This is a genomic window from Nodularia chucula CCY0103, assembly GCF_963923915.1.
Classification (GTDB): Bacteria; Cyanobacteriota; Cyanobacteriia; order Cyanobacteriales; family Nostocaceae; genus Nodularia; species Nodularia chucula.
On the sequence record NZ_CAWUOL010000030.1, the window covers coordinates 21,847 to 48,485 of the forward strand.

Here is a 26,639-nt window from a genome sequence, read left to right on the forward strand (position 1 = left end):
ACTGTATGTATATAGTTTTTCCCACCCTCGAAATTGCTCCATTTATTAATGGCGGCATAGGTCAGTACACATCACAAGTTGTTGAATATTTACAAACTTCAGCATATACACCCTTAATATTATTGTATGGTGTTCCTGAAATTAAGGCTATTCAAGCCAGAGAATATTTTGCATCATCTAGCTGCAAATGTGTAATATATCATATTAATGAATTGGCTGATACTCAGCTAAATTCCGAAGATATTTATGATTTAGAAAAAACTTCCCTAGCATTAGCCGAGGGGTTAAAAAAAATCATTGCTGAAAAAAATATCCTTGGGGTGGAATGGTGTGAACATGGCGGAATGGGATTTCAGACACTGCGAGACAAACATTTTAATCCCCATTCAGTCTTTAAGAATATAACTATGTGGGTTCATTTACATGGGGCTAGAGAAATTTGGGATTTAATAGACCGTTATCCTGTCGCTTTGGATGTCGGGAATGATTATATATTTTCTAATTATGCTGAGAGATTTTGTTTAGAATTAGCAGATGGATGGAAAAGCCCTTCTCAGTCTGTAGCAGATTGGTACAGTAATTATTTTCGCATTCATAATCAAGTTTTTCTCTCTCCTTTACCTTATCGTAAATTGGCAGAACCAAATAGCCACTGTGTAGTTAACTCTCCTCAGTTTCCTCTCAAAATTCTCTGTCCCGGAAGAATAGTACATTTAAAGGGTACGGACATTATCGCTCGTGCTTGTGCAGCCATTTGTCAAACTTTGACTGACCAGATTCATGTCACGTTTGCGGGATACAATTTACCTACTACCAACTTAAAATATAGCTCCTATCTGGAGGAAGTTAAAAGTTTTATTTCTCCAAAATTTCTCAAACATTTTGCTTTTCCTGGGCAATATTCCGCAGAGGAATACTTAAAAATAGCCCAAGAGTCCCATTTGGCAATTTTTGCGTCTCGTGTGGAAACATTTTGTTTAGCAGCCCATGAGCTTAACTGGATGGGAGTCCCTCTAGTTTTAGCTGATATTCCCGCATTTAAAGGACATTTTCAGCATGGAGTTAATTGTTATAAGTTTGATGGTTCTGTGGAGGGACTAACTGCACTTTTAACTGAAATTATCCAAAATCCAGCGATGTTGAATCAAATTCAGTCACAACCAATTTCAGATTTTGATGTTGATGTATTCACGCAATTGATTAAAGCACCGCAAATCTCCAAGGTTAATTCTAATTATTTTTTATTTACACGATTACAAGAAATTCATCTGCAACCAAGTAACATATATGCCACTAATTTTAAATATCTCTCCGGTTATGAACTGAAAACTTTATTTTTAGCAATGGTTTGGAAAATCATTAAACGTTTTGCAGACACAATATCTCTATCTGTACCAATGAGGATTTATATAAAGGGGGTTTTAAAGAAAAATAATGTGTTGCAGTAGTTTATTAGAAGCCGAAATAAACCAAAATCACACAATTTTGATATCTATTGTCATCTGTACGGCTGATCGTCGGATTTCTTTAGAGAAGACACTGATAGCAATCAATAATATTAACTATTCATTTTGTGAAGTTATTGTAATTGATGCGTCCTCAAATAGTGAAACTAGGGAAATGTTAACTGTTATGTCCAACAGTTTCAATAGAAACCTCAAGTTTGCAACTGTAGCAGAAAAAAATATTAGTGTGTCGCGGAATGTGGGGATAAAGTTGGCATCAGGTGCAATTATTGCCTTTATTGATGATGATGCAATTCCACCCCCTGACTGGATAGAAAAACTTTTATCTACATATCTTTTATATGGTGATAAATGTGCTGGGGTTGGTGGCGCTGTGCGAGATATGACCAGAAATGGTTATCCTTTACAATATCATCGTGGCATCACAAATCTGATTAGTAATACTAGTCCCATTTGTTTGGCTGGTGTGATTAACTATAATCAACCCCAAGGTTTTTGGTATAATGGCTTGATGGGTACGAACTCATCTTATCGCAAAGATTTATTAGAAAAGATTAACGGCTATGATGAGTTTTTTGATTATTTTTTAGATGAAACTGATGTCTGTTTGCGTTTGATTCAAGCAGGCTATCAAATCCACCATTGTGATGTAGTTGTAGATCATTACCCCCAACCTAGTCATAATCGCTTAGACCAAAAGCATCTCACTTGTTGGTATTCTCTGGCAAAAAATACTACCTATTTTGCTTTAAAACACGCTTTTAATAAAATACCATTTCCTGTGTTAGTGATTCGCTTAAGTTTATTATTGATTTATCGTTGCTTTTTAAGAATTATTCGCCTGAAATTTACTCACAATCTTTCCTATAAAATGCTGTGTAAATATATCCAGGAGTCTCTAAATGGTATTCGTGTGGGTTGGAATCGGGGAATTAGTTGGCACAAAATAAGTAAGTCATCGTAAATAATTAGGACTTACGCACAATTTACGGAATAAGGAACCACAGAGACACAGAGAACACGGAGGAATCAGGATTTGAGTCTTACAACTAGCCCTGGCGACTAGAAGTCGCGGCTACACAAACTAAACCCGCCTGCGCGGGTTGAAAACCTTGATTTTTCTTAGTCCACGGAGGTGGACTTCCCTACGGGAAGCCGCTACGCGTCATGCTTGTGTAGTAGCGAATTATATTCGCCCAAAACTTTTAAAACATCCTATTAAAGCATTGCTGTAATACTTGTCGAAGTGAGAGTTTTTGCGTAAGTCCTGTGTATATCAGGTAATTTTTTTACGTCAAACTGGTTAATTATTCTATTTTGCTCTGGGTGATTTGTAAATGACTTAATAACCAATTGGCTGCTGTAGCTCTGCGAGTTTCTCTAGGAGTAAATTCACCAATTTTATAACCTTTGAAACCTAATTTTTCTTTTAATATTTGTTTGTTTTCTTTGGGAATAGAACGGGTTAATTTCATTGTCGCCGGGCGACTCTCCAGAAAATTCGGCGGTTCTGGATACTCATCGCGCCATTCTGCTTGTACTAGTTGATTATCCCATTTACCAGTTGCAGAGTCATAGCGATAACCTAAGTAGTGCCATACTAATTGATGGACTACGGAATTATCAATTTGATCATTTAGAATTGCCCAGATTGTTTCTGTATTCAGTGGGGGTAAGTTAGACATAAATGATGGAAAATTAACAAATAGAATCCTACAAATAAGGATGATTTTAACTCTTTTTACATCTAATTAAAAAGTTATCCGCCAAAACTACAAGTGTTTGACTGAAAAATTCGCTCATGTATGCACCTAGTTAGCTAGACTGGAAACGATAAACCATTGACTGGTATATGCAGAACTCTACATCACTGCCAAAGATAGTCCGCGCCCATGTATTTATTTCCGGTCGGGTACAGGGGGTAGGATATCGCTATGCAACTGTTGATACAGCTAGCCAATTGGGATTAACTGGTTGGGTACGAAATCTCCCTGATAACAGGGTGGAGGCAGTTTTTGAGGGGGCGCGGGTAGTGGTGGAAGAGATGCTGCGCTGGTGTCATATTGGCCCTCCTGCGGCTGTGGTTAAGGATGTGGTGGTTGAGTATGAACAGCCTGAAAATTTGCGGGGGTTTGAAGTTAGGCGCTGGGAATAGATGTTTTTGAACACCCTTCTAACTCTGTATGGGTTTGAGGCATTCTGCAAGGTTGGTATAATCTTTATTGTAAACTTTGTTGACTTTTTGTAACGAACTTGTTAATATTGTTTACATAAGTTAGCAAATACCTAAAACAACCTACTTAAATAACTATTAATCAAGTTGCCTTGGGCTTAAATTCAGCTTCTTAGTATTCGTGTATCAAAATTGTCATTCTTACTTCTCCTAATCAGGAACCTCAGTTGCCAAGCTGAGGTTTTTTGTTGGGATTATTTAGCTATTAGGGTTTTGAAATATTTCGGCAAAAAACTGTTTGAGAGCTTGCCAAGAGCGCTTTTGTACAACGGGGTTATAAAGTGATTGTGGTGGGTTGTTGGCTTCTGGGTTGGTGAAGCTATGGACTGCGCCACCATAGGATATTAATTGCCAATCCACATTTGCTTCTCGCATTTCGGTAGCAAATGCTTGTACTTGTTCATCTGGGACAATGGGGTCATCAGCACCATGTAATACTAAGACTTTGGCTGTGATGTTTTTGGCATCATTGGGGTTAGGGGTGTCCAGATTACCATGAAAACTGGCAACTCCAGCAATATTTGCGCCACTACGGGCTAGTTCTAGGACTGTACCACCGCCGAAGCAATAACCAATGGCGGCGATGCGTTGGATATCGGTGAGGGGATTTTGTTGTAAAACTTTTAATCCGGCGATCGCGCGATCGCGCAATAATTGTCTATCCTGACGATAAATTGAGGCTTGTTTTCCTGACTCTTCAGGGTTGTTTGGTCTAATGCCTTTACCGTAAATATCGGCAGCAAATGCTACATAACCAAGTTTAGCTAATTCCTCAGTACGTTCTTTGGCAAAGGACTGTAACCCATTCCACTCATGCACTACTAAAACACCAGGACGCTTCCCAGTTATAGCATCATCGTAAGCTAGATAACCTTCTAAAACAGTATTCCCGTGTTTATACTCAATAGTTCTGGTTTGAATCGCAGCCAGCACTTGTGTAGAAGATAACGACACCAGCACAGGTGCAAGCAAAACAGGAATCAGTAATTTCATTGGGTAATTAATTGAGACTTTCTCAACATTTTGCCATGTTGACACGGCTAAATCACGCTGCGATCGCTACATTAGAAGATACATCAAGATATTTATAGCTAACTCACACAAAACCATGACCGCAAATGTCACTATTTCTCAAAATCCCTTACTTAAAGGTTCTGGCTTACCTCCCTTCCCAGAAATACAACCAGAGCAAATAATACCCGCCTTTACCGAACTCCTAGCAGAACTTGACCAAAAGCTCACCAACCTAGAAGCCAACATCCAGCCGACATGGAAAGGCTTAGTAGAACCACTAGAAAAACTCACAGAACAGCTGACCTGGACTTGGGGCATAGTTAGCCATTTAATGGGTGTCAAAAATAGCCCAGAACTCCGCACCGCTTACGAAAGCGTACAACCACAAGTAGTACAGTTCAGCAACAAGCTTGGTCAAAGCCAACCTGTATATAACGCTCTTAAACAACTGCGCGCCAGTGATAATTGGGAAACCTTAGAATCAGCCCAACAGCGAATCGTCACAGCTGCTATCAGAGATGCCGAACTGTCTGGAGTCGGCTTACAAGGAGAAGCCAGAGAGCGCTTCAACGCCATCCAAATGGAACTAGCAGAACTAGCCACCAAATTCTCCAACCATGTCCTAGATGCCACCAAAGGCTTTAGCTTAACCCTGACCACCAAAGCCGAAATCCACGGCTTACCCGATAGCCTCCTGAGTTTAGCAGCCCAGGCCGCCCGTGAAGCCGGAGCAGAAAACGCCACCCCAGAAAATGGTCCTTGGCGCATCACCTTAGACTTTCCTAGTTACGGTCCATTCATGCAGCACAGCACCCGCCGAGACTTGCGGGAACAACTTTATAAAGCTTTCATTACTCGTGCTTCATCAGGGGAGTTAAATAATCAGCCATTAATAGAGCGCACTTTAGAATTACGGCAAGAACTAGCTCAATTACTCGGTTTTGCCAATTATGCGGAATTGAGTTTAGCCAGTAAAATGGCTCCTAATGTCGCCGCAGTCGAAGCATTATTAGAAGAACTGCGCCAAGCCAGTTATGATGCTGCTGTCCAAGACTTAGAAGCACTCAAAGCCTTTGCTGCTAGCAAAAACGCACCAGAAGCCGACGACTTACAACATTGGGATACCAGCTTTTGGGCAGAACGGCAACGGGAAGAAAAATTTGCCTTCACCGCCGAAGAATTACGCCCTTACTTTCCCTTACCTCAAGTTTTAGATGGTTTATTTGGACTGGTAAAACGGTTATTTGGAATCACCGTCACCCCTGCTGATGGTCAAGCCCCAGTTTGGCATGAGAGTGTACGTTATTTCCAAATTGCTGATGAAACTGGTAGTCCCCTAGCTTACTTCTACCTAGACCCCTACAGTCGTCCAGCCGAAAAGCGCGGTGGTGCTTGGATGGATGTCTGTATTAATCGCAGCAAAATTACCGAAAATGGTGTCACATCCATTCGTTTACCTGTGGCATATTTGGTATGTAACCAAAGTCCCCCAGTGGATGGTAAGCCCAGTTTAATGACTTTTTATGAAGTAGAAACGTTATTTCATGAATTTGGTCATGGCTTGCATCATATGTTGACCAAAGTAGATTACACAGGGGCAGCAGGTATTAATAATGTAGAATGGGATGCCGTGGAACTACCCAGCCAGTTTATGGAAAACTGGTGTTATGAGCGACCGACTTTGTTTGGCATGGCCAAGCATTATCAAACTGGGGAACCCTTACCGGAGCATTATTACCAAAAACTCCTAGCCGCCCGCAACTATATGAGTGGTAGTGTGATGTTGCGGCAAATTCACTTTAGCAGTGTGGATGTGGAACTACACTATCGTTATCGCCCTGGTGGTGATGAAACTGTTGCAGATGTCCGTCAACGCCTAGCCCAAACTACTACAGTTTTACAGCCTCTACCAGAAGACGCTTTTTTATGTGCTTTTGGTCACATTTTCGCAGGTGGTTATGCGGCTGGTTATTACAGTTACAAATGGGCTGAAGTTCTGAGTGCTGATGCCTTTGCCGCTTTTGAAGAAGCTGGTTTAGAAGATGAACAAGCGATAAAAGCTACAGGTAAACGTTACCGGGATACAGTCTTAGCTCTCGGTGGGAGTCAACACCCCATGAATGTGTTTGCATCTTTCCGAGGTCGTGAACCTAGTACGACTTCGTTACTCAAGCATACTGGTTTATTAGCGACTGTAAATTAACGATTGTCTAGTAGGGTGTGTTATGCCGTAGGCTAACGCACCTTAACTTATTGATGCTGCTGTCTGGTCAAAATTAAGCATTTTCCTGAATTAAAATGGTGAGTAGCGCTACTAGCAGAAGCCCAAATCACCCAATTCGACCCCCAAGGTCGCCCCAACAGCGTTAATGTTGGGTTTCCTTCCTCAACCCAATCTACGAGGAATTGCGAACTGACAACTCAGTATTCCAGAAACTCGAACCGTGGACCTTCATCAATACTTCCATCAGGAAGCCGCAGGTTCCAAATGAAGGCATCATGGATTCGGAAGACATCCTCCGTATTGATAGCTCCCCTCAAGCTAGTACGAATCAAAAGAGCTTCTTCCAGATTGGTGTAGAACAAGTTTGCATTCCTCAAAGCAGCTTTGGTCAAATTAGCTCCGAACAAGTAAGCTTCACTCAAGTCAACATTATGCCAATCAACTCGACACAAAATAGCATAAGACAAATCGGCTTTGCTCAGATTGACATCGATCAGAGTACTCCCAATCATACAAGCTCCGAACAAATTAGCTTCACTCAAATCACTTCTTGCAATGCGAACGCCACCCAGGTTAGCACCCCTCAAATTAATCCCTCTCAAATCAACATCTTCAAGGACTCTGGGCGAACTCAGATCGATTCCAACGAAATTACGCTCCCCAGCAGTATAAAGCTGCAACAACTCCTCAGCATCCATAACTCAAATTCTGCATTAATTAACATATTCCAAGATAACTCACTCAACCCTGCCCGTGTTTTCAAGTTTTAATCGTTATGTCACGCAGGGTATATATACAATTGATTGGGGTGCTGCTATTAAGTTAGAATTTCTAGACGATGTGGGAAGTGAGTAATATTAAAATATGGTGTTAGTTTGAAGCGAATATCTATAATATAGAAGTATTTGTATGGCTAATTTATAGTAGTCAATTATTTTAGATATCCTTAATGTTGGGTTTCCTTCCTCAAAACAACCTACGAGGAATTGCGATCGCACTTACAGAATCAAAAGAAGATTCTGCTTCCAATTCACTCATATCGATTGGGTTCAATAACAATTTCTCCGTCTGGCATAGTGGTGTTACAGAAAAAAGCACCACATCGTTCAGCATTCCGCCAGTTAGCACCTTCCAGGTTGGCATCTTGGAAGTTAACCTCATCCAACCTACTGACACGCAAGTCTGCATTTCTCAAATCAGCCCCACTCAGGTTGCATTGGCGAATATCAGCACCGTAGAGTCTTGTTTCAACCAAATTAGCTCCACTCAAATTAGCTCGGCTCAAGTTGATATGGAGCAAATCAGCTTCACTCAAATTAACACCACTCAAATCAACGCCACTAAAATCTCTCTCCCCAGCAGCATAATGCTGCAACAATTCCTCGGCAGTCATAACTCACCTCTTGACGTAAACAATACATTTAATCAAAGACCCCACCCCCAACGATAACAGCGAATACACCACCACCCTCACACACATAGCCTACCGATCTGCTATTAAGTTAGAATTTCCACACGATGTGGGAAGTGAGTAATATTAAAATATGGTGCTAGTTTAAAGCGAATATCTATAATGTGGAAATATTTGTATGGCTAATTTATAGTGGTCAATTATTTTAGATATCGTTAATATTGGGTTTAGTTCCTCAAGCAAACCTACGAGGAATTGCGATCGCACTCTACTAATCAAGGGGCAAACTTATTAGCTGAGTTACCGCTTAACCAAGCATCAGATGTATCAGTCGAAGTATTCAGGCCCTTCAACAATACTCCCTTCCTCAGTAGTGGTATTTTGGAAGAAAGCTCCAGCAAACTCAGCTTCAATAGTGATAGCACCCAGCAGAGTGGCGTTTTCCAAATTAGTCCCTTGCATAGCAACGCTTTCCAAATTGGCTCTGTCCAAATTAGCTCCACTCAAATCGGAACCCATGAGGCTTCCACCAAGCAAATTTGCCCCAGAAAGATTAATATTTCGGAGATTACATTTGTGCAGAGCAATTTCTGGTAAGTTAGCTCCGCTCAAATCAATACCACTGAGGTCTATCTCAATGAAGCGCCTCTCTCCAGCAGAATAACGTTGCAACAACTCTTCAGCAGTTATTTTCATCTATACACCTCGGCATTAACTAACACATTTAAAGATAACCTACTAAACCTCTTCGACCCCACCTTCAACCTAACCGTCCAAATCACCGACCTCCCCACAGAACAACTAGCCGAAGCCCAAATCACCCAATTTGACCCCCAAGGTCGCCCCAACAGCGTTAATGTTGGGTTTCGTTCCTCAACCCAACCTACGAGGAATTGCGATTCCACTATCAAGCCTATTATTGAACCTGCTCCCTTACTTGCTGATGGATTTCCACTCTCCGAAATAGGGTCCGTTTTGGATAGTGCCATCGGGCATGATAGTATCCCAAATTACATTCATGGCTCTACAGATAGCGTCGTGGGCAATGGAAGCATCTCGGAAATCAGCACAAATGAAAACGTTATTTTCACCACCGCCAGAGAATCTAGCTCTACGGAAAATAGCATCAATGGCATTAGCATGATGCCAGCTAATTCCAACCAAATCAGCACCAGTCAAATTACACCCGCACAAATTCACACACTGCAAATTAGCATCCCTAATAATCGCACCATCCAACCGAGCTTCTATCAAGGAAGCACCAAAGAGATCGGCTCCACTCAGATCGGCTAGCCTCAAATCAGCGAAACTCAGATCGGCTCCACGCAAGTTAATATCCCGCAATACAGCACCTTCGAGGTCAATATAGTTGCGCCCACATTCGCTTTTTCTAACTACCACAGCCCCAGCGAAGTTTCGCTTACCGGAAGTGTACCTTTTCAACAACTCTTCCGTGGTAATTTCCCAAACCATGATTTAACCCACATTCCGCACCCTCAGTTTATAAACATAAATATAAAAGTCTGATTTTATATAAAATTCTTTGCAATACTTAACTTATCTCTAATTAAAAAAAATTACTATAGATTAAAAATAATAACTAACATCATAATTTATGAAGTTTATTACGCTAAATTGAGAGTATGCTTAATCTTTGAAGCCTAGTCTATAGTTTGGGTAATTTTAGTAAAGAAACTCAACATTAATTAACTATTAGTCACGTGTTTTAGTGGTGATAGCTAATGATTAAAAGTTTATGCCGACTTACTGACTAGGTGATTCAGCCAGGGGTTGAAACATTCAACTGAGCCAAGTAATAACAGCAAATACCAAAGCAACTTTAAGGGCGAGAAGTAACAATGATTAATAAAATTTTGCTAGCAGTTTCTGGCTTAGGCCATGCAGAAGAAATGCTGAAAACCTTAAAGGAGATGCCATCAATTCAGTCCGCTAAGGTTACAGTTCTGCACGTTGTCCCTGCCCAAAGTACCTCTGAGGCCATGACAGATAAATGGGAAGAGGGGGGCAAAATCTTGGCTAATGCGATTCAGTTTCTGAATTTAGATCCTAGTCAGGTGTCTTCGATTTTACGCCAAGGTGATCCCAAGGATGTAGTTTGCCAAGTAGCAAATGAGATGGAGGCGGACTTAATTATTATGGGTTCGCGGGGACTGAAGCGTCTGCAATCAATTTTATCTAATTCGGTGAGTCAATACGTTTTCCAGCTATCTTCTCGCCCCATGTTGCTGGTAAAGGATGATATTTATGTCAAGAGAATTAAGCGGGTGATGGTGGCGATGGATAATTCCAATTCTGCCAAAAACTGCTTAAGCTTGGCGCTGTTTCTGTTACGGGATATTCAGGGTAGTCAGTTAATTTTAACTAATGTGACTACAGATTTGCGTGGGAAAACATCGGAAGTTACGGAAATTGACCCAGATAAAAATCCAGTTTTGGCAGAAGCAGTCGCCGAAGCGCAAAAATATGGTGTACAAACTCGTTGTGTCACTAGTAGCGGTAAACCGGGAGAAGAAATTTGTCGTCTGGCGGAAGAGTTAAATGCAGACTTATTATTGATTGGTTCTCCCGACCGTCGGCCTTCGGTAGCTAAGAGTTTTGTGGATATAGACAGGCTAATTGGTGCTTCTTTGTCTGACTATGTACGAGTTAATGCTACTTGTCCGGTGTTGTTGGCGCGGACGGTGGGTTAACATTACCCTAAATTTAGCGGTTGGTCAACAAAAAACCCCTGCACCAATGGTGTTGGGGTTCTTTCATTCTATGGACAAATATCAAGAATCTTTTCCACCTTCACGGCTAGCAGTTTGGATGTAAAGAACTATTAAAAACACTGCGGGAACAAGAACGAACAGAATGCTCGCTACAAACCCTAGTTCATTCACTTGCATGGCAAGAAAGCCTCTTTTAAATTTCTGTTTCTAGTTAACAACTTTAGAATAGCATTATCGATGCCTGTGTTAGCTGAAATTTTTTGACTTCTTTGGCTGTAATGGTTCAGGTTTGGCGAATTTTACTGTGGAGATGCTAGGGTTTAGTAACGACACTGACTGGGCCGTTGACTAGGGTTTGGCAGGCTAGGCGGTAATTATCTGGCTTTTTCTTAAATTTTTGGTTTTCTACATCTGTGCGGGGGGAAAGATTTTCCATTCCTTCAACTATTTCCACAATGCAAGTACCGCATTGACCAGCGCCACCACAATTGGTCATTTTGCCAATAAATTTATATATATCAATGCCATTTTGTATGGCTTTGAGTCGAAGATTAGCCCCATCAGCTGCTATTACTTCTTGATTTTCTTTGATAAATTTGATCTTACCCATAGCTGATTGATACCTCTTTGACTGTAGGCGTGGCGGGAAAAGCTGAGTTATTTACAGTTCCGTCAACTATCCTACTTAATTTATGGTAGCTTATTACAAAATGTTAATAAATATCAAGTTTAATAAAGCAAAATTGCTCAATAAATAGGACAGGTGAAATACCTGTCCCCATAATAGATAATTGGTTAGCTTATCGGAAGCCAACAGCTGCTTGCCATACAAAGGCCAGCAACAGGAAAAAGACGGGAATAATTGGGAGAACATCTACCAAAGGATTGAAAATTTGGTAAGCTTCTGGCAATTTTGCTAATAACAATGCTGCTTCCATGTTTGTTTAAATCCACCTAATCTAACACAGAGTTCATAATTGAAAGGTATCTTAACATGGATTGGGGATGAGTTATTTTAATTTTAGTTGAGCCAGTGGGCAAATTCGCTGGCGAAGCGATCGCTTAATATTGCTTCACGAATTTTTTGGGTAAAACGAATTAGTTCGGTGATATTGTGAATACTCAATAATGTGTAGCCTAAAATTTCTTGCGATCGCACTAAATGAGATATGTAAGCACGGCTGAAATTTTGACAAGCATAACAAGGGCAAGTTTCATCTAGTGGTGCATAATCTTCACGAAACTTCGCATTTTTTAAATTCCAGCGTTCCCCCTGCACAATTGCTGTACCATGTCGCGCCCAACGGGTAGGAATGACACAATCAAATAAATCTACACCAGATGCGATCGCAATTGCCATTTCCCGATAAGTACCCACACCCATTAAATAACGAGGTTTTTCCGGTGGTAATAGTGGCGCTGTAGTTCGCACAATATCCGCCATCAGTTCCGGCGGTTCACCCACACTCACACCACCAATAGCATATCCAGGCAAATCCAATTTAGCTAAAGCCTGAGCTGCTTGGGCGCGTAAATCCAGATATACACCACCTTGGACAATACCAAACAACGCCTGATCACTGCGTTGATGAAAATTCATACACCGTTCTAGCCAACGATAAGTCCTCTGGGTTGCAGCTTCCACATCTTCACGACTAGCTGGGTAGGGGGGACATTCATCAAAGGCCATAATCACATCAGCCCCTAAAGTATTTTGGATCTCTATGGAGCGTTCCGGCGTTAAATGAATAATTTTTCCATCGTGGGGTGAGCGAAAAGTTACACCATCTTCCGAAATTTTCCGCATTTCGCTCAAGCTGAACACCTGAAACCCACCGGAATCGGTCAGCATTGGTCCATCCCAGCCCATAAATTTGTGTAAACCACCACCTCCCGCCACAATTTTTTCCCCTGGTTGTAGGTGGAGATGATAGGTATTGGACAGAACCATTTGCGCCCCAGTCCTTTTCAACTGATCTGGGGTGACAGTTTTCACATTTGCCAGAGTCCCCACAGGCATAAATCTAGGGGTTTCCACAGTTCCATGAGGGGTGTGAAATAAACCAGCCCTGGCTTTTGTCTGGCTACATTGGGCTAGGGATTCAAAATCAAAATTGGCACTCAAGGTAAAATTAAGGCTATTACGCTAAATGTATAAACAACGAATTGAAACCCGTAAAATAGCTTTCTTCTCTCTGCGTTCTCTGTGCCTCTGTGGTTTAAAAGTAATCCATACAACTACACAGATACTGTTGACAAAAAATCAAGAGAATAATTTAGCTACCATTTTTACGAATCAATCATGACCAACCCTTAGAGTATATGCTTTCTCAGTTACCAATCAAAATGAATCAGAACAATCATCATCAATTTCTGCATCCCATTTAGCTGAAAATACCTGCTCCATCATTGCTTCTATAGCGCTCACATTCAGGTTGCGTTCTTTCCGTTCTTGTGAAGGAGTGGAAAGGGGAATCAACCGTAAGCACATACCTTCTTGCAACAAGTCAAAGTATGTTTGGTTTTCTGGTGACTGTTTGAGTTCCAGGTAATCAAAACTATCAAGATTTAAGTAAAGTGCAGAGTTAGCAACCAGGGTAGACCGTTGGGGATGAATAAAAACTTCCATCACATCTCCTTCACCCTCGCTCTGTAATTTACCTTCTTGGGTGTGGATGTAGTGGACTCGACCTAAATCAGACAGCAATCGCCGGATATCGAGCTTATTCACAATAATGCCCGTATTCACAATACAGGGAGCTGGTGTCCTGTTATCGGGTAGATGGTGACTCATAGGAAAATAGAAGATACTCAAAGGTGAGGAACAACAAAGCTCAAAGCTAGATTTAACAGCTTGTTGGCATCCTACATTTAAACAATGATCGACTTAATAGGGCTATTGTCTAATTCAGATTCTTGTTTATAGCGGTTTGGTTGGCTAATTTTGCTGACTGGCAGTTAAAATCAGCACTAAAAAGAAGATATTACTGAAAACAGCATAACAAAGTTTTATCAATGAGTCTCTAATCCGATGTGATCTTATTTAAAGCTTTAAATTTGGGGGAGTGGGAAGAGGCAGAGGGGCAGGGGGCAGGGGGCAAGGGAGAAGAAGAAAGGTTGTTAACTTGAAGAAAATACGACCTATTACCATTAAACTCAACCCATGAAAGGCAGGGTGCAAGGGAGAAGAGGAAAAGTTGTTAAGCTGCCGTCCGTGTCAAGTAATTTCTAACTCCCCCCCGCTCCCCGCTCCCTTGCTTCTTACGGGAGGTGTGGGGAGTGGGTTTAATCTGTTTGTGTCTTAATATCCTCTTTCACGGTTGCTAGATCAGCTAGTTCATGTATATTAATTAACAAAATGCTTCAAATCTCTTGGTGGAAAAGGTTAGGCTTAGATTTATTTGCTAGTATAATATTTTACACTTCTATTCCTTTGCCTTATATAAATGGGTTGGATTTAACTAGAGTGGCGTATTTTGTCCCCGTCGTGGGACTGATGATTGGAGGGATTTTAAGCTTATGTGATATCAGTATGAATTATCTGGGAATACCAATACTCACTCGTAGCGCTGTGGTGGTAATTATCTGGATTGCTGTGACTGGAGGGTTGCATTTAGATGGGGCGATGGATACTGCTGATGGTTTGGCGGTGGGTAATCCGGAAAAACGATTGCAGGTGATGTCAGATAGTGCTACAGGTGCTTTTGGGGCGATGACGGCGATCGCATTAATATTATTGAAAACTACAGCCTTAGTAGATATTGCAGATCATCGTTGGCTGATACTGATGGGAGCTTGTAGTTGGGGACGTTGGGGACAACAATTAGCGATCGCCTGTTATCCTTATTTAAAACCCACGGGAAAAGGTGCATTTCACAAACAGGCTATTACTTCATATCAAGATTTATTACCAGGACTGTTGTTACTATTTACCCTGACCGGATTACTGATAGTATTAGACAATAAATATCTAATTTTAGCACTCAGTATGATATTAACTGGTAGTGCGATCGCCACTGTTACAGGTTTATGGTTTCATCACAAACTAGGTGGACACACAGGAGACACTTATGGCGCAGTAGTCGAGTGGACAGAAGCCTTATTCCTCTGTATCCTTACCATTTTTTAATTACGAACTACGTTCGCGCAGCGTTTCCGAAGGAAATACTACGAATTACTTCACTCGTTGTAACTTCGTCACCTTCAGTTGAAAAGGTCCCACCCCAGTTTCCCCAAAAGAGCGGACGCGGATAATATAGTTACCAGCTTCATTAATGCGGGTAAATAATAAGGAATTAGTCGTACCATCGGGTCCATCATCATTTTCTGCCACTGTCGTGCCATTGGGTGCTAAAAGTGTAATAATGGTATCAAAACTTTCAGAAATAGCATCAATCAGTAAGTTATCACCCTGATTCAGCTTCACCACATAATCACGACCAAAGCCACCTTGTCCTGTGGGAATATCCTTTGCGGAAAGTGTATCAGAAATTTCCGTACTGGGAGTTACAGGAATTGGATTATACACCTGATTTTGAGCCAATCCTACCCTTGTATTCATGCCAATTACTAACAAAGTGGTAGGAATAATTATTAGTTTTTTTAAACCCACTACAAAATGTAGACTGATCATTATTTAGAAGGTCTTCCCACGAAAACAGGTAATTGGTTAATTTATCAGAATAACTTGCCTAGATACTTTTAACATATTGATCTTTAACGGCAGTGGTGACAGCTGCTAAACCTAAAACACTAATGCTATTTTGATTCAGTGTTTTGATCGCAGACCTAGCGGTTGCGCCCGTGGTATAAATATCATCAACTAATAATACTGGGATATCTCCACAGCGATCGCGCAATTTTTTATCCACAGTAAATGCTTCAGCTAAGTTACTTTCTCGTTCAGATGGTGATAACCCAAATTGAGCTTGAGTGTCTTGTACTCTGGTTAAACCATTTAACTGCAATTTTAACCCTGTTGTTTGACAAAAACTTTGGGCGATGAGTGCTGCTTGGTTATAACCACGTGTTTTTTGCTTATGGGGATGGAGTGGGATGGGAACAACTACAGGAAGGGTTGCTTGACGTTGGGAGACATTTGATAATAACCAGGCTTCTCCTAGCCATTGTCCCAAAGGTCGGGCAATTTGCGGCTGATTTTCGTATTTCATCACAGCGATCGCCCGTTTGACAATTCCCCCATAACTTCCCCAGCCAAATACAGGTACTGGTTGTTTCCACAAAGCCACCGGGTTTTTCTGCTGACATTTTTGTAGCTCTCTAGTACAGTAAACACAAAATTCAGTAGATGCAGGCCTTTGACATAAAACACAATGGGGTTGCAAAAACAGATTGAGAAAGTTGTTAAAACTGTGCTTCCAAGTGGACATTGATCGGCAAGGAATAGGGGAAAATATAGCACTACGCATACACATGAGGACATAAACTGATCATAAAAGTTAGACACCGAAAGGCTTTTACCCCACTCCCCACTCCCTACTCCCCAGCTATATCAATTATTCTGTAGCACTTTAACATACACGCGATCGCACCGAGGTGTTTCCACTCCTGTTGCTACTTGATAACCATTACTTTCATACAACTTCACCGCTTCCACCAACACACTGGCGGTTTCAATCCAAATTTCCTCAAAACCACGGGATGCGATCGCACTTTCTAGCTGTTGTAACAAATATTTACCCAACCCTAAACCTCTCACACTTGATAAAAGATACATCTTGCGGATTTCTACGGCTTTTTTACCACGCTGGATCGGGTAATATGCTCCCGTACCCACTAGCTGGTTTTGGTGTTCGATTACCCAAAATTCACCTCCCTTTTCTAAATAAAATTCCTCTACTTGCAGTACATCTTTGTCTGCGCCTTTGGGTTCCCAACCCAGACCATATTCTGATAATACATAACTAACGACAGAAGCGGCTCTGGTGCGATCGCCTATCTCCCAGTTACGAATCAAAAAATCTTGATAATAGTTTTTCATGACTATTTGGGGGTCAGGTTTGCACAGAAAATTTTCCTGAATCTATCTTCCAATGTACCCAGTTAATGATCAACTCGGCAAAAAATTTAAGTTTGTCATGAGATTGGGGAGTGGGGAGTAGGGAGTGGGGTTATAAACAAGAATATGGCGGCACAGTATTTACAAAACTCAACATACATTTCTGTGCAGAATCATCACTAAATTACTGGTAGTAAAATATTCCATAACCCCAGTAACAACACAGTAAATATAGCAATAGCAAAAAAACCGCGAAATATAGCCAAATATCCTAGCTATGCCTCTACTTACATCATAAAAGCAGCATATACCAACCACTATACAAATTTACGCCTGTGAGTATAAAAAAAATATCAAATTCCTATTGAATCATGAATCCAATTAAATATTGGACTTTCATTACCCATATACTAGAGTTTATGCTACCTTAATTAGTGTTAAGTAAAACATTGTTTGTACGCTATTTATGGCAGCAAACACCAAAGTGTTGCGGTATAGGTCAGCAGTGTCAGTTAGTTAGTTTTGGGGATATTGAATATCAGGACTTTGGCACTGACAGAGAAGATCACAGCAACAAAGGTACAGAGGAAGAAATCCCTTTGTATTAAATGGAAAAAACCACCCTCTAACCCTACGGTGATTGTGTAATATTTCGCATTAATCCACAGGTAAATGATCATGAAAAACAAAGAAAAAGAAAGCACAAATCTACAAACTCTAAATAGTCATACAAACCCACTGTTTCAAGCAGTAAATTTAGAACAGCAAGAAAGCGTCATGGGTGGATTTTTGTCCCTACCCATTTTCCGTCCTTCCCCTGATATGACAATTCCGGGAGCCAGACAAGGAGCAGCAGCAGTAGCAGCAGCAGCAGCAACTTTTGCAGGACTGCAATTTTTCTTTAGTCCCCCCGTGGAAGACCCCGTAGCACCCCCAGATCCAGAACCAGATCCTATGGACCCTATTGACCCCCCAAACACAGAAATGGTATAAAATTATTCCACTCCACATACTTCGGTAGTAAATCACAAGTCCTCAAGGTGTTTTTGGCATAATCCAAAGACTCTTGGGGACAATTTGCTGCAATGTACAATATTAACTAGATTTTATATCGTCACCATACTTTGAGGGCGGTGATTTCTCAACCTGATTATTTTGCTGAAAGCATTCCTAAAAATGGATAAAATAGGCTCGAAAATCTCTAATAGCAAAGTTTTTGTTATCTATTTTTTTCGTAAATTTATTGGCGGTTGCTATAGCATTTGAATACACAAACAGACTCTTCAGGATTAAAAGGTCATTAAGGATCAATGTCGCATTTTTATTTTGGTACGGACAATAACGGTCACAAATCTTTTGAATTACCAGGGGCTAGGCCGCACTATAACCCGGATCGTCCTGGACAAGTAGAGCATATATTTCTTGATCTCTCTTTAGATATTCCCCACCAAAGTTATCAGGGGACTTGCAGCATTCGCTTATTACCCATCCGCAATGGTATTGATCGTTTGACTTTGGATGCTGTCAACCTGAAGATTCAAACTGTAAAAGTAGACGATATCGAACAGAATTTTGAGTATAACGGCGAACAACTAGTTATTGAATTATCCCAACCAACGCAGATTGGGCAGCATTTGTTAATTGCGATCGCCTACAGTGCCGAAAAACCCCAACGCGGTATCTACTTTATTCAACCAGACCAAAACTATCCCCACAAGCCCACCCAAGTTTGGACTCAAGGAGAAGACGAAGACTCACGTTACTGGTTTCCCTGCTTCGACTATCCCGGACAACTTTCAACTTCCGAAATTCGGGTACGAGTTCCTCAACATTTAATAGCAGTTTCCAACGGCGAACTGATTGACACCCAAGACGACGGCGATTACAAAATTTACCATTGGTCACAACAGCAAATTCATCCTACCTACTTAATGACCTTAGCAGTGGGAGACTTTGCCGAAATTCGTGATGAATGGCAAGGAAAACCCGTCACCTACTATGTAGAAAAGAGTAGAAAAGACGACGCTAAACGCAGCATGGGGAAAACCCCCCGGATGATGGAATTTTTGAGCCAAAAGTATGGTTATACATATCCTTTTCCCAAATATGCCCAAGTTTGTGTAGATGATTTCATCTTTGGCGGGATGGAAAATACTTCCACCACCCTATTAACAGATAGATGTTTACTCGATGAACGCGCCGCCTTAGATAATCGCAACACCGAAAGTTTAGTAGTCCACGAATTAGCCCACCAATGGTTTGGTGATTTGCTAGTTATTAAACATTGGTCTCATGCTTGGATTAAGGAAGGTATGGCTTCCTATTCTGAAGTTATGTGGACAGAACATGAATATGGCCACCAAGAAGCCGCATACTATCGACTATTAGAAGCCAGAAGTTACTTAAGTGAAGATAGCCACCGCTACCGCCGCCCAATGGTAACTCATGTTTACCGCGAAGCCATAGAACTTTACGATCGCCACATTTACGAAAAAGGTTCCTGTGTTTATCACATGATCCGGGCGGAATTAGGAGAAGAATTATTTTGGCAAGCAATTCACACCTTTGTCCAAGATAACGCCCATAAAACTGTAGAAACAGTAGACTTACTCCGCGCCATAGAAAAAGCCACTGGACGAAATCTAACATTCCTATTTGATCAATATGTTTATCGCGGTGGTCATCCAGATTTTAAAGTAGCTTATTCTTGGGATGGGGATGCAAAGTTGGCGAAAGTCACAGTTACTCAAACCCAAGCCGACAAAAATGATAGTAAAGATTTGTTTGACCTGAAAATTCCCATTGGTTTTGGTGAAACTCAACCGGGAAAACCTGCACAAATCACAACTTTTACTGTGCGGGTGCATGAAAGGGAACAAAGCTTTTACTTTCCACTAGCAGACAAGCCCCAATTTGTCAGCTTTGATGTGGGAAATAATTTCCTGAAAACTGTCACTTTGGAATATTCAGTACCGGAGTTAAAAGCACAGTTGGAATTTGACCCTAACCCCATTTCTCGCATTTATGCCGCCGAAGCGTTAGCTAAAAAAGGTGGATTAGAAGCTACCATTGCCCTATCCCATGCACTGAAAAATGATTCATTTTGGGGTGTACAGGTGGAAGTCGCTCAACAACTAGCAGAAATTAAGTTAGATCAAGCCTTTGATGGATTGGTTCCAGGATTACAAGACCATAATGCCTATGTCCGCCGTTCTGTAGTAGAAGCATTGGCTACCATCAAAACCCATAATAGTTATAAGGCGGTGAAAAAATTAGTCAAAAAGGGCGACCCTAGTTATTACGTGGAAGCTGCCGCGAGTCGGGCTGTGGGGTCAATTGCATCGGTGAATTTAGGAGAAAAACCCAAGGAAGAAAAGGTAATTCAACTGCTGCAATCAGTTTTAGAGAAAAAAGCTGGTTGGAATGAAGTGGTACGCAGTGGTGCAGTGGCTGGTTTAGCGCAACTGAAAACTTCGGAAGCCGCTTTAAATCTGCTGCTGGAGTACACTAAACCTGGTGTACCGCAACCGTTGCGTCTAGCTACAATTCGGGCTTTAGGTAAAATTTCTGTGGGTCAAAGCCCAATGAATTTAACCCGGATTTTAGCCAAATTAGCAGAATTAGCCAAGGAAACCTTCTTTTTAACTCAAGTGGCTGTGGTCATGGCCTTGGGACAAATGGAAACTCCTAAAGCGATGGGAATTTTGCGATCGCTAGCGGACCAAACAGCAGATGGCCGAGTGCGTCGCTACGCAGAAGAAGAAATTGCCCATGTCCAAAAAAATGTGGGTACAGACAATGCTTTACGCCAAATGCGTGAGGAACTCGACCAACTCAAACAACAAAATCAAGAACTGAATAGTCGCTTGTCAGGTTTGGAAGCCAAATCTAATAGTAATTAGCCATGAGGTATGGGGTATGGGGTGTTGATGACGGGGAAAACTTTTTCCTATTCCCACTCGCCACTCCCCACTCCCTAGTCCCCAATTCCCATTCCCCAAAATTTGTAGTTTTATGAAGTATAATTAAGGAAAAGATAAAAACATCCAGGGAGTACGGTAGGCTAAAACCGCCGAGAATATCACCCGGAAGTAATTTAAATTCCTAGTTTTCTCACAAAACTACTAATACTCCAGGCTCAAAATTAATATATGAGCAGGGGAATAAAAAACAGAAGTATATAATTCCCAGTTGAAGAGGTATGTAAAGGCGTGGGTCAGTATCAACCCGGTCAGCTAAGACGCTACAATGCGGACGCGATCGCTAGTCACTATCGTTACCGTCCCTGGCTTGCTTGGGGACGAATGCTACAAGTTATCTGGTCCTTTGCCGGATTTATTTTCAGTCTCAAGTGGGACGAATGGCAAGATCAAGTTGAGCAGAACAAAGGTAAACGCGCTACACAATTACGAGAACTACTCACTAAACTTGGTCCGACATTTATTAAAGTAGGTCAAGCTCTTTCCACTCGTCCAGACTTAGTACGGAAAGATTTCTTAGAGGAACTGATCAAACTCCAAGACCAGTTACCATCTTTCGATAATGCGATCGCCTATCAAATTCTCGAAGCCGAACTAGACCGACCAATTTCGGAAGTTTATAGCGAATTATCCCCTAACCCAGTGGCTGCGGCTAGTTTAGGACAAGTTTATCGCGGTCGTCTACACACCGGCGAAGAAGTCGCCGTCAAAGTCCAACGTCCCAACTTAGGCCCAGTAATCACCCTCGACCTTTATTTGATGCGCTGGATAGCTGGTTGGTTAGCACCTTGGCTACCCTTAAATCTCGGTCACGACCTAACATTAATTGTGGACGAGTTTGGCATCAAACTATTTGAAGAAATTGACTACATCAACGAAGGTCGTAACGCCGAAAAATTTGCCCACAATTTCCGCAACGATCCGCGAGTTAAAGTACCAGTAATTTACTGGAGTTACACCAACACCCATGTTTTAACACTGGAATGGATTAACGGCTTCAAACTCACCGACACCATCAGAATCAAAGCCGCAGGTTTAGATCCAGAAGTCATCATCCAAATATGCGTAACTTCAGGACTACAACAGCTACTAGAACACGGCTTTTTCCATGCAGACCCCCATCCAGGCAACTTATTCGCCATGCCTGATGGACGTATAGCCTTCATTGACTTCGGGATGATGGATCAGTTGGAGGAAAACACCAAAGAAACTGTAGTAGATGCCCTAGTACATTTAGTCAACAAAGACTACCAAGATTTAGCCACCGATTTTATCGCCTTGGGTTTTCTGACAGCAGACACCAACATTAGACCAATTATCCCAGCATTAGAATCAGTCTTGGGCAATGCGATCGGTAAAAACGTTAACGAATTTAACTTTAGAACCATAACGGATGAATTTTCGGAATTGATGTACGAATATCCCTTCCGAGTTCCGGCTCAATTCGCCTTAATTATTCGTTCTCTAGTGACTCAAGAAGGTATCGCCCTCAGTCTCAACCCAGACTTCAAAATTGTCGAAGTGGGTTATCCCTACATCGCCAGACGCTTACTCACTGGTGAATCTCCCGAATTGAGGCGACGACTCCTCAACGTCTTATTTAAAGATGGTAAATTCCAGTGGCAACGTTTAGAAGATTTGTTAGAAATTGCTCGGACTGACAGCAGCTTTGATGTCTTACCCACAGCCCAAATGGGATTACAATATCTGCTATCTGAAGAAGGTGAATTTCTCCGCCGACAATTAGTGTTAGCACTCACAGAAGATGACCGTTTACACACCATAGAAGTGCAACGTCTCTGGGACTTGGTTAAAGATGACATTAAACCGAATCGTTTGTTAAATGTAGCCATCGGAATGTTGACACAGTTATCCAGAGAAAGTGTAGCTGCTATCATGCCCCAATCTGGGTTATTTGCTACTTTTAGTAGTGTGCAATCAAACAGTAAAAAATAACTGGGACTGATTTTTTACTGTATAATTTTTTATATAAATGTGGAGTTTTTATGTACTATTACCCAGGGCAACCACCCTACCTTATTCTCCTGATTGGTTTTTTGATGGCATTAACTTCGGGTCTGGCTTTATCAGGCACGTTAAAAGTTATCGTCGGTCAATGGACGGAAGATAGTACAGAAGATACTCAATCTCCTTCTTCATTAAAGCAATTATTCGTACCATTTCTGGGAATTACTGCTGGTGTCTCCCTATTTCTTTCATCAGGTTTAGAGATATTTGGTTTTCCCTTACCCTTAGCTTTAGGCGTAGGTTTACCAGTTAGTCTATTAACTTGTTTACTAGTTTGGTTGCAGTTGGGAAGTCTCCTAACTTTTGCTAAACGTCAAGGAATGCAGGCTTTAGATTTAGATTCATAGATAGGGACTGGGTATTGGGGACTGGGGACTGGGGACTGGGGACTGGGGACTGGGTACTGGGTACTGGGTAATGGGTAATGGGTACTGGAAACTAAAAATCTTTCTCCCCACACTCCCCACACTTCCCACACTCCCCCCTGCTCCCTGCTCCCTGCTCCCTGCTCCCCTGCCTCTTCTCCCCACACGCTGTCTAAACAAAGGCATCTCACTTGGACTAGAGAGTTTAACTATAATAAAATTTGGCATTTTTTAAAGCCATAATTCTAGCTAAATTTAAACGGTAGTGATAACCGATTCTGCGTTGCGACTTCTCCCATAAATTCTTTTCCTGGTTAGTATAAGAAGCATCTGTATGGTGAGTCACATTTTTAATGGCTTGCCAATTATCTTGGGAAATTTGCCAACCCACTTTAGTCGCAGCTATTCCCATCGCATTACCAGCCCCAGCATGAATCCCTCTTAATTCTAAATACCTGCCGATCATTGCCCAGTATTTTAAATACTCTCTTTCTTTACCATGATCTCGAGTCATAATAAATAAAGATTCTCCCATATAGGTGACAGTTTCTAAATCGACATTTAGATGTTTAGCTACCTTTTGTAGGGATGGTAATCTTTCGGGATTATACTTGCTAACGTGTTCTACCAAGTTTTCGTAGTGTCCGGCTGTAATTCCTGGTTTCCACTGTAAATTCTCTGGCAAAGCTCCTAATATCCGCGTGTCTGCATCAATATGAATTGCTGTAGAAAATTTGGATAAAGCTATTTCCATGAGAATACTTTTGTCATGATAGCAATGTAAAATCCCATTTTGACGATGTTGGACTGCTAAAACATGAGCATGATCCCTAAAAAAATCGGGTTTGTCTGTTAATACTAACAATTTTGTCCCAGGGGAATATTTGTATAAATCATTGGCTAATTGTTGTGCTAAAAGACAATATTTATGTCTTAAGGCTAATGTACAGAAGCAAAAATCTTGGTTTTGGTAATTCATGAAACTGCTGAATAGTTATATTTAATCTGAATTTGATTATGGCAAAAATACCAGGTCACAAAAGTTTGCGATCGCTGATATCTCCAGTCATGATTCTTATTAAATTTCCTGAGCTTGGGGAATGGATAAAATAATCACAATCACTATACATATTAACCATAAATGTTGTCTAAATTATGAGATAATAGACATTCATAAAAGCAAGTTATTAGCTGCATCATTCGATTATTGGGAAATTGGGAGGGGTTGCAGAGTGGCTGATGATCAAAGTACAAAAAAGCCAAAGCAGATTAATCAACAGGATTTTTCTTGGCCTTTGTGGTTAATATTGCCACTCTACCCCTATGGTCAACGGCGGACAATCCGGGAAGAAGTGGTTAAAGATACAATCTGGACTTTTGACCAAATGCAGGGGATTTTCTATGTTGTTGTTCCGATTCGCATGACTGTAGTTAAGCTGGCAGAAGAAGGGCTGCTGGTATATGCTCCCGTTGCGCCGACTCCAGAATGTCTGAGAATGGTTGAAGAGTTGGTGGCAAAACACGGTGATGTTAAGTATATAATTTTGCCAACTATTTCAGGTATAGAACATAAAGTTTTTGTTGCTCCTTTTGCCAAAAATTTTCCCACCGCTCAAGTGTTTGTGGCTCCTGGTCAATGGAGTTTTCCATTAAATCTGCCCCTAAGTTGGCTGGGTTTACCTGCTAAAAGAACTCATATATTACCGTCAGATTGCCGCAATACACCATTTGCGAAGGAGTTTGACTATGAAATTCTCGGACCTATTCAACTGGGTTTGGGGAAGTTTGCAGAAGTGGCATTTTTCCACAGGCGATCGCATACTTTATTAGTAACTGATGCTGTAGTATCTGTATCAGCAGATCCGCTAGACATCGTACAGTTAGATCCATATCCTTTATTATTCCACGCCAAAGACTCGGCATCTGATATGGTTGCAGATCATCCCACCAATCGCCGCAAGGGATGGCAAAGGATTTCTTTATTTGCTTTGTATTTTCGCCCCAGTGTATTATCAGTACCTCAATGGGCTGAAGTATTCCGTCAAGCAACGAAAGCCCCTAATCGCTCACAAAAAGCTTATTTTGGTTTATATCCCTTTCAATGGGATGTGCATTGGCAAAACTCATTTGAGATCCTCAGTGGTGAGGGGCGTTTGTTTGTCGCACCAATTTTACAAACCCTGATTCTCAACCGCGCACCTAGAGAAACTATTGATTGGGCTGAAAAAGTGGCCAATTGGAATTTTCAGAGGATTATTCCTTGTCATTTTGATTCACCAATTCCATCGAAGCCTACTGAGTTTCGTCAAGCCTTCTCTTTTCTAGAAAAACATCCCACTAGTGAGAGATATCTTTTACCAGAGGAGGATTTGCAACTACTGCGGGATATTGATCAAGGTTTGAAAAAAACTCGTATTGTCCCCCCACCCCAAGAAAAAGTCTAGGTGTAGTGATTGCTGCTGAAGGTTAAAAGGAAATTAAGCTAGATAATAGAATAGTTGCACCCCTAGCCACTCCTCAAATACGCAAATAGGTTGAAAAATCACAGCAGATTACTTGTAATCAACTATTCCCCACTCCCTACTTCCTATTGCCTATGCCCCGTTCTCAAAGATTCTCAACATCGTTTGACTTTCAAGGAGTTTACCCCTGTCCTGTCTGTCGGGTAGGTAAAATCTATCCGATGCCGATGATGGAGACTATGGCTTGTGATTTCTGCCATGAAATTTTTACGGTTAACGTAGAAAAACAGCAACTCAAGATGCCTGCTCGTCAACCTCCCCTGATTTGGCGCTGGAATGGCTGGAACTGGACAGAAGCTCAGTTAGAGGGGGTGGCTTTAGGTTGGGGTTATGGGCTAGCCGCAGTTGCCTTTGTGGTGCTGCCTACAAGTTTAATTGCTCTAGTGGCTTACTACTTTCCGCCTGTATCTGATGATCCAATTAGTTGGTTGCCATACATCTGGACTATCCTAACTTTTTTGTCACATTTATCCATTATTCTGTGGATTTGGGTGGAAATTTATCAGATTCCCGTGGGGGCATATTTCCGAGCTATCAACCGATGGAGGAGCGGTTAAAGGGAGGTGCAGGGGGTGTGGGAAGTGTGGGGAGTGTGGGAGGTGTGGGAGGTGTGGGAAGTGTGGGAAGTGTGGGAAGTGTGGGAAG

27 protein-coding genes are annotated in these 26,639 nt (G+C 41.5%); 12 read left to right on the plus strand and 15 right to left on the minus strand.

Translation table 11 applies throughout. The features are described 5' to 3' along the window. Positions 1-5: 5 nt before the first annotated feature. Both ACM0OP_RS10825 and ACM0OP_RS10830 read left to right on the plus strand, forming a co-directional pair. Positions 6-1,448, plus strand: a complete 1,443-nt coding sequence (locus tag ACM0OP_RS10825; protein WP_414528412.1) for a glycosyltransferase — start codon at positions 6-8, stop codon at positions 1,446-1,448. Further along, a complete protein-coding gene (locus ACM0OP_RS10830; RefSeq protein ID WP_414528413.1) occupies positions 1,435-2,430 on the plus strand; it encodes a glycosyltransferase family 2 protein in 996 nt (331 codons plus the stop codon). Before ACM0OP_RS10825 ends, ACM0OP_RS10830 begins: the two co-directional genes overlap by 14 nt. A gap of 343 nt (positions 2,431-2,773) precedes the next feature. On the opposite strand, the gene ACM0OP_RS10835 is transcribed toward ACM0OP_RS10830, so the two are convergent. After that, positions 2,774-3,151 carry a DUF1823 family protein gene (locus tag ACM0OP_RS10835; protein WP_414528414.1) on the minus strand — a complete coding sequence of 126 codons (378 nt, stop codon included), beginning with the start codon at positions 3,149-3,151 and terminating at the stop codon, positions 2,774-2,776. A 167-nt stretch (positions 3,152-3,318) separates the two neighbouring features. On the opposite strand from ACM0OP_RS10835, the gene ACM0OP_RS10840 reads away from it, so the two are divergent. Further along, entirely contained in the window at positions 3,319-3,621 is a 303-nt protein-coding gene (locus tag ACM0OP_RS10840) for an acylphosphatase (RefSeq protein WP_414528415.1), read from the plus strand. Positions 3,622-3,897: 276 nt separating this feature from the next. On the opposite strand, the gene ACM0OP_RS10845 is transcribed toward ACM0OP_RS10840, so the two are convergent. Continuing rightward, positions 3,898-4,692 (minus strand): dienelactone hydrolase family protein, encoded by a 795-nt coding sequence (locus tag ACM0OP_RS10845; protein WP_414528439.1) that lies wholly within the window; start codon positions 4,690-4,692, stop codon positions 3,898-3,900. Between the two features lie 115 nt (positions 4,693-4,807). On the opposite strand from ACM0OP_RS10845, the gene ACM0OP_RS10850 reads away from it, so the two are divergent. Beyond that, complete coding sequence (locus ACM0OP_RS10850; protein WP_414528416.1) at positions 4,808-6,916, plus strand: M3 family metallopeptidase; 2,109 nt, start codon at positions 4,808-4,810, stop codon at positions 6,914-6,916. 218 nt (positions 6,917-7,134) lie between these two features. Here the strand turns inward: ACM0OP_RS10850 and ACM0OP_RS10855 are convergent, their stop codons facing one another. The 4 genes from ACM0OP_RS10855 to ACM0OP_RS10870 form a co-directional block, all read right to left on the minus strand. Further along, positions 7,135-7,635 (minus strand): pentapeptide repeat-containing protein, encoded by a 501-nt coding sequence (locus ACM0OP_RS10855; RefSeq protein ID WP_414528417.1) that lies wholly within the window; start codon positions 7,633-7,635, stop codon positions 7,135-7,137. Between the two features lie 332 nt (positions 7,636-7,967). Then, complete coding sequence (locus tag ACM0OP_RS10860; protein WP_239731180.1) at positions 7,968-8,330, minus strand: pentapeptide repeat-containing protein; 363 nt, start codon at positions 8,328-8,330, stop codon at positions 7,968-7,970. 345 nt (positions 8,331-8,675) lie between these two features. After that, entirely contained in the window at positions 8,676-9,044 is a 369-nt protein-coding gene (locus ACM0OP_RS10865) for a pentapeptide repeat-containing protein (protein ID WP_414528418.1), read from the minus strand. A gap of 237 nt (positions 9,045-9,281) precedes the next feature. After that, positions 9,282-9,821, minus strand: coding sequence for a pentapeptide repeat-containing protein (locus ACM0OP_RS10870; RefSeq protein ID WP_414528419.1), 540 nt, complete (start codon positions 9,819-9,821; stop codon positions 9,282-9,284). 386 nt (positions 9,822-10,207) lie between these two features. Here ACM0OP_RS10870 and ACM0OP_RS10875 point away from each other — a divergent pair, with 386 nt between their 5' ends. Further along, complete coding sequence (locus ACM0OP_RS10875) at positions 10,208-11,059, plus strand: universal stress protein (RefSeq protein ID WP_414528420.1); 852 nt, start codon at positions 10,208-10,210, stop codon at positions 11,057-11,059. A gap of 81 nt (positions 11,060-11,140) precedes the next feature. Here ACM0OP_RS10875 and psbM read toward each other — a convergent pair whose 3' ends face one another. The 5 genes from psbM to ACM0OP_RS10900 all read right to left on the minus strand — a co-directional run bounded on the left by psbM (position 11,141) and on the right by ACM0OP_RS10900 (position 13,874). Next, entirely contained in the window at positions 11,141-11,257 is a 117-nt protein-coding gene (gene psbM, locus ACM0OP_RS10880) for a photosystem II reaction center protein PsbM (RefSeq protein ID WP_006195024.1), read from the minus strand. A gap of 136 nt (positions 11,258-11,393) precedes the next feature. Then, a complete protein-coding gene (locus tag ACM0OP_RS10885) occupies positions 11,394-11,690 on the minus strand; it encodes a 2Fe-2S iron-sulfur cluster-binding protein (RefSeq protein ID WP_414528421.1) in 297 nt (98 codons plus the stop codon). A gap of 190 nt (positions 11,691-11,880) precedes the next feature. Beyond that, positions 11,881-12,018, minus strand: a complete 138-nt coding sequence (locus ACM0OP_RS10890; RefSeq protein WP_414528422.1) for a photosystem II reaction center protein K — start codon at positions 12,016-12,018, stop codon at positions 11,881-11,883. Positions 12,019-12,101: 83 nt separating this feature from the next. Beyond that, complete coding sequence (gene tgt / locus ACM0OP_RS10895) at positions 12,102-13,205, minus strand: tRNA guanosine(34) transglycosylase Tgt (protein WP_414528423.1); 1,104 nt, start codon at positions 13,203-13,205, stop codon at positions 12,102-12,104. 216 nt (positions 13,206-13,421) lie between these two features. Then, positions 13,422-13,874 carry a hypothetical protein gene (locus tag ACM0OP_RS10900; RefSeq protein ID WP_414528424.1) on the minus strand — a complete coding sequence of 151 codons (453 nt, stop codon included), beginning with the start codon at positions 13,872-13,874 and terminating at the stop codon, positions 13,422-13,424. A gap of 564 nt (positions 13,875-14,438) precedes the next feature. Here ACM0OP_RS10900 and cobS point away from each other — a divergent pair. Next, positions 14,439-15,209 (plus strand): adenosylcobinamide-GDP ribazoletransferase, encoded by a 771-nt coding sequence (gene cobS / locus ACM0OP_RS10905; protein ID WP_414528425.1) that lies wholly within the window; start codon positions 14,439-14,441, stop codon positions 15,207-15,209. Between the two features lie 45 nt (positions 15,210-15,254). Here cobS and ACM0OP_RS10910 read toward each other — a convergent pair whose 3' ends face one another. From ACM0OP_RS10910 to ACM0OP_RS10920, 3 genes are all read right to left on the minus strand, one after another. Next, positions 15,255-15,713: a PPC domain-containing protein gene (locus ACM0OP_RS10910; RefSeq protein WP_414528426.1), complete on the minus strand. Its 459-nt coding sequence runs from the start codon at positions 15,711-15,713 to the stop codon at positions 15,255-15,257. A gap of 58 nt (positions 15,714-15,771) precedes the next feature. Beyond that, a complete protein-coding gene (locus ACM0OP_RS10915) occupies positions 15,772-16,470 on the minus strand; it encodes a ComF family protein (protein WP_414528427.1) in 699 nt (232 codons plus the stop codon). A gap of 122 nt (positions 16,471-16,592) precedes the next feature. Next, positions 16,593-17,081, minus strand: a complete 489-nt coding sequence (locus ACM0OP_RS10920) for a GNAT family N-acetyltransferase (protein ID WP_414528428.1) — start codon at positions 17,079-17,081, stop codon at positions 16,593-16,595. A 696-nt stretch (positions 17,082-17,777) separates the two neighbouring features. Between ACM0OP_RS10920 and ACM0OP_RS10925 the strand changes: the two genes are divergently transcribed. From ACM0OP_RS10925 to ACM0OP_RS10940, 4 genes are all read left to right on the plus strand, one after another. Next, on the plus strand, positions 17,778-18,092 hold the full coding sequence (locus tag ACM0OP_RS10925) for a hypothetical protein (RefSeq protein ID WP_414528429.1): 315 nt from the start codon (positions 17,778-17,780) through the stop codon (positions 18,090-18,092). A gap of 317 nt (positions 18,093-18,409) precedes the next feature. Beyond that, on the plus strand, positions 18,410-21,001 hold the full coding sequence (locus ACM0OP_RS10930) for a M1 family aminopeptidase (protein ID WP_414528430.1): 2,592 nt from the start codon (positions 18,410-18,412) through the stop codon (positions 20,999-21,001). Positions 21,002-21,310: 309 nt separating this feature from the next. Next, entirely contained in the window at positions 21,311-23,035 is a 1,725-nt protein-coding gene (locus ACM0OP_RS10935; RefSeq protein ID WP_414528431.1) for an ABC1 kinase family protein, read from the plus strand. Between the two features lie 50 nt (positions 23,036-23,085). Next, positions 23,086-23,454: a hypothetical protein gene (locus tag ACM0OP_RS10940; RefSeq protein WP_414528432.1), complete on the plus strand. Its 369-nt coding sequence runs from the start codon at positions 23,086-23,088 to the stop codon at positions 23,452-23,454. Between the two features lie 223 nt (positions 23,455-23,677). On the opposite strand, the gene ACM0OP_RS10945 is transcribed toward ACM0OP_RS10940, so the two are convergent. Beyond that, a complete protein-coding gene (locus ACM0OP_RS10945; RefSeq protein ID WP_414528433.1) occupies positions 23,678-24,451 on the minus strand; it encodes a hypothetical protein in 774 nt (257 codons plus the stop codon). Positions 24,452-24,704: 253 nt separating this feature from the next. Between ACM0OP_RS10945 and ACM0OP_RS10950 the strand changes: the two genes are divergently transcribed. After that, on the plus strand, positions 24,705-25,916 hold the full coding sequence (locus ACM0OP_RS10950; RefSeq protein WP_414528434.1) for a DUF4336 domain-containing protein: 1,212 nt from the start codon (positions 24,705-24,707) through the stop codon (positions 25,914-25,916). A gap of 152 nt (positions 25,917-26,068) precedes the next feature. Continuing rightward, on the plus strand, positions 26,069-26,551 hold the full coding sequence (locus ACM0OP_RS10955) for a hypothetical protein (RefSeq protein ID WP_414528435.1): 483 nt from the start codon (positions 26,069-26,071) through the stop codon (positions 26,549-26,551). Positions 26,552-26,639 lie beyond the last annotated feature (88 nt).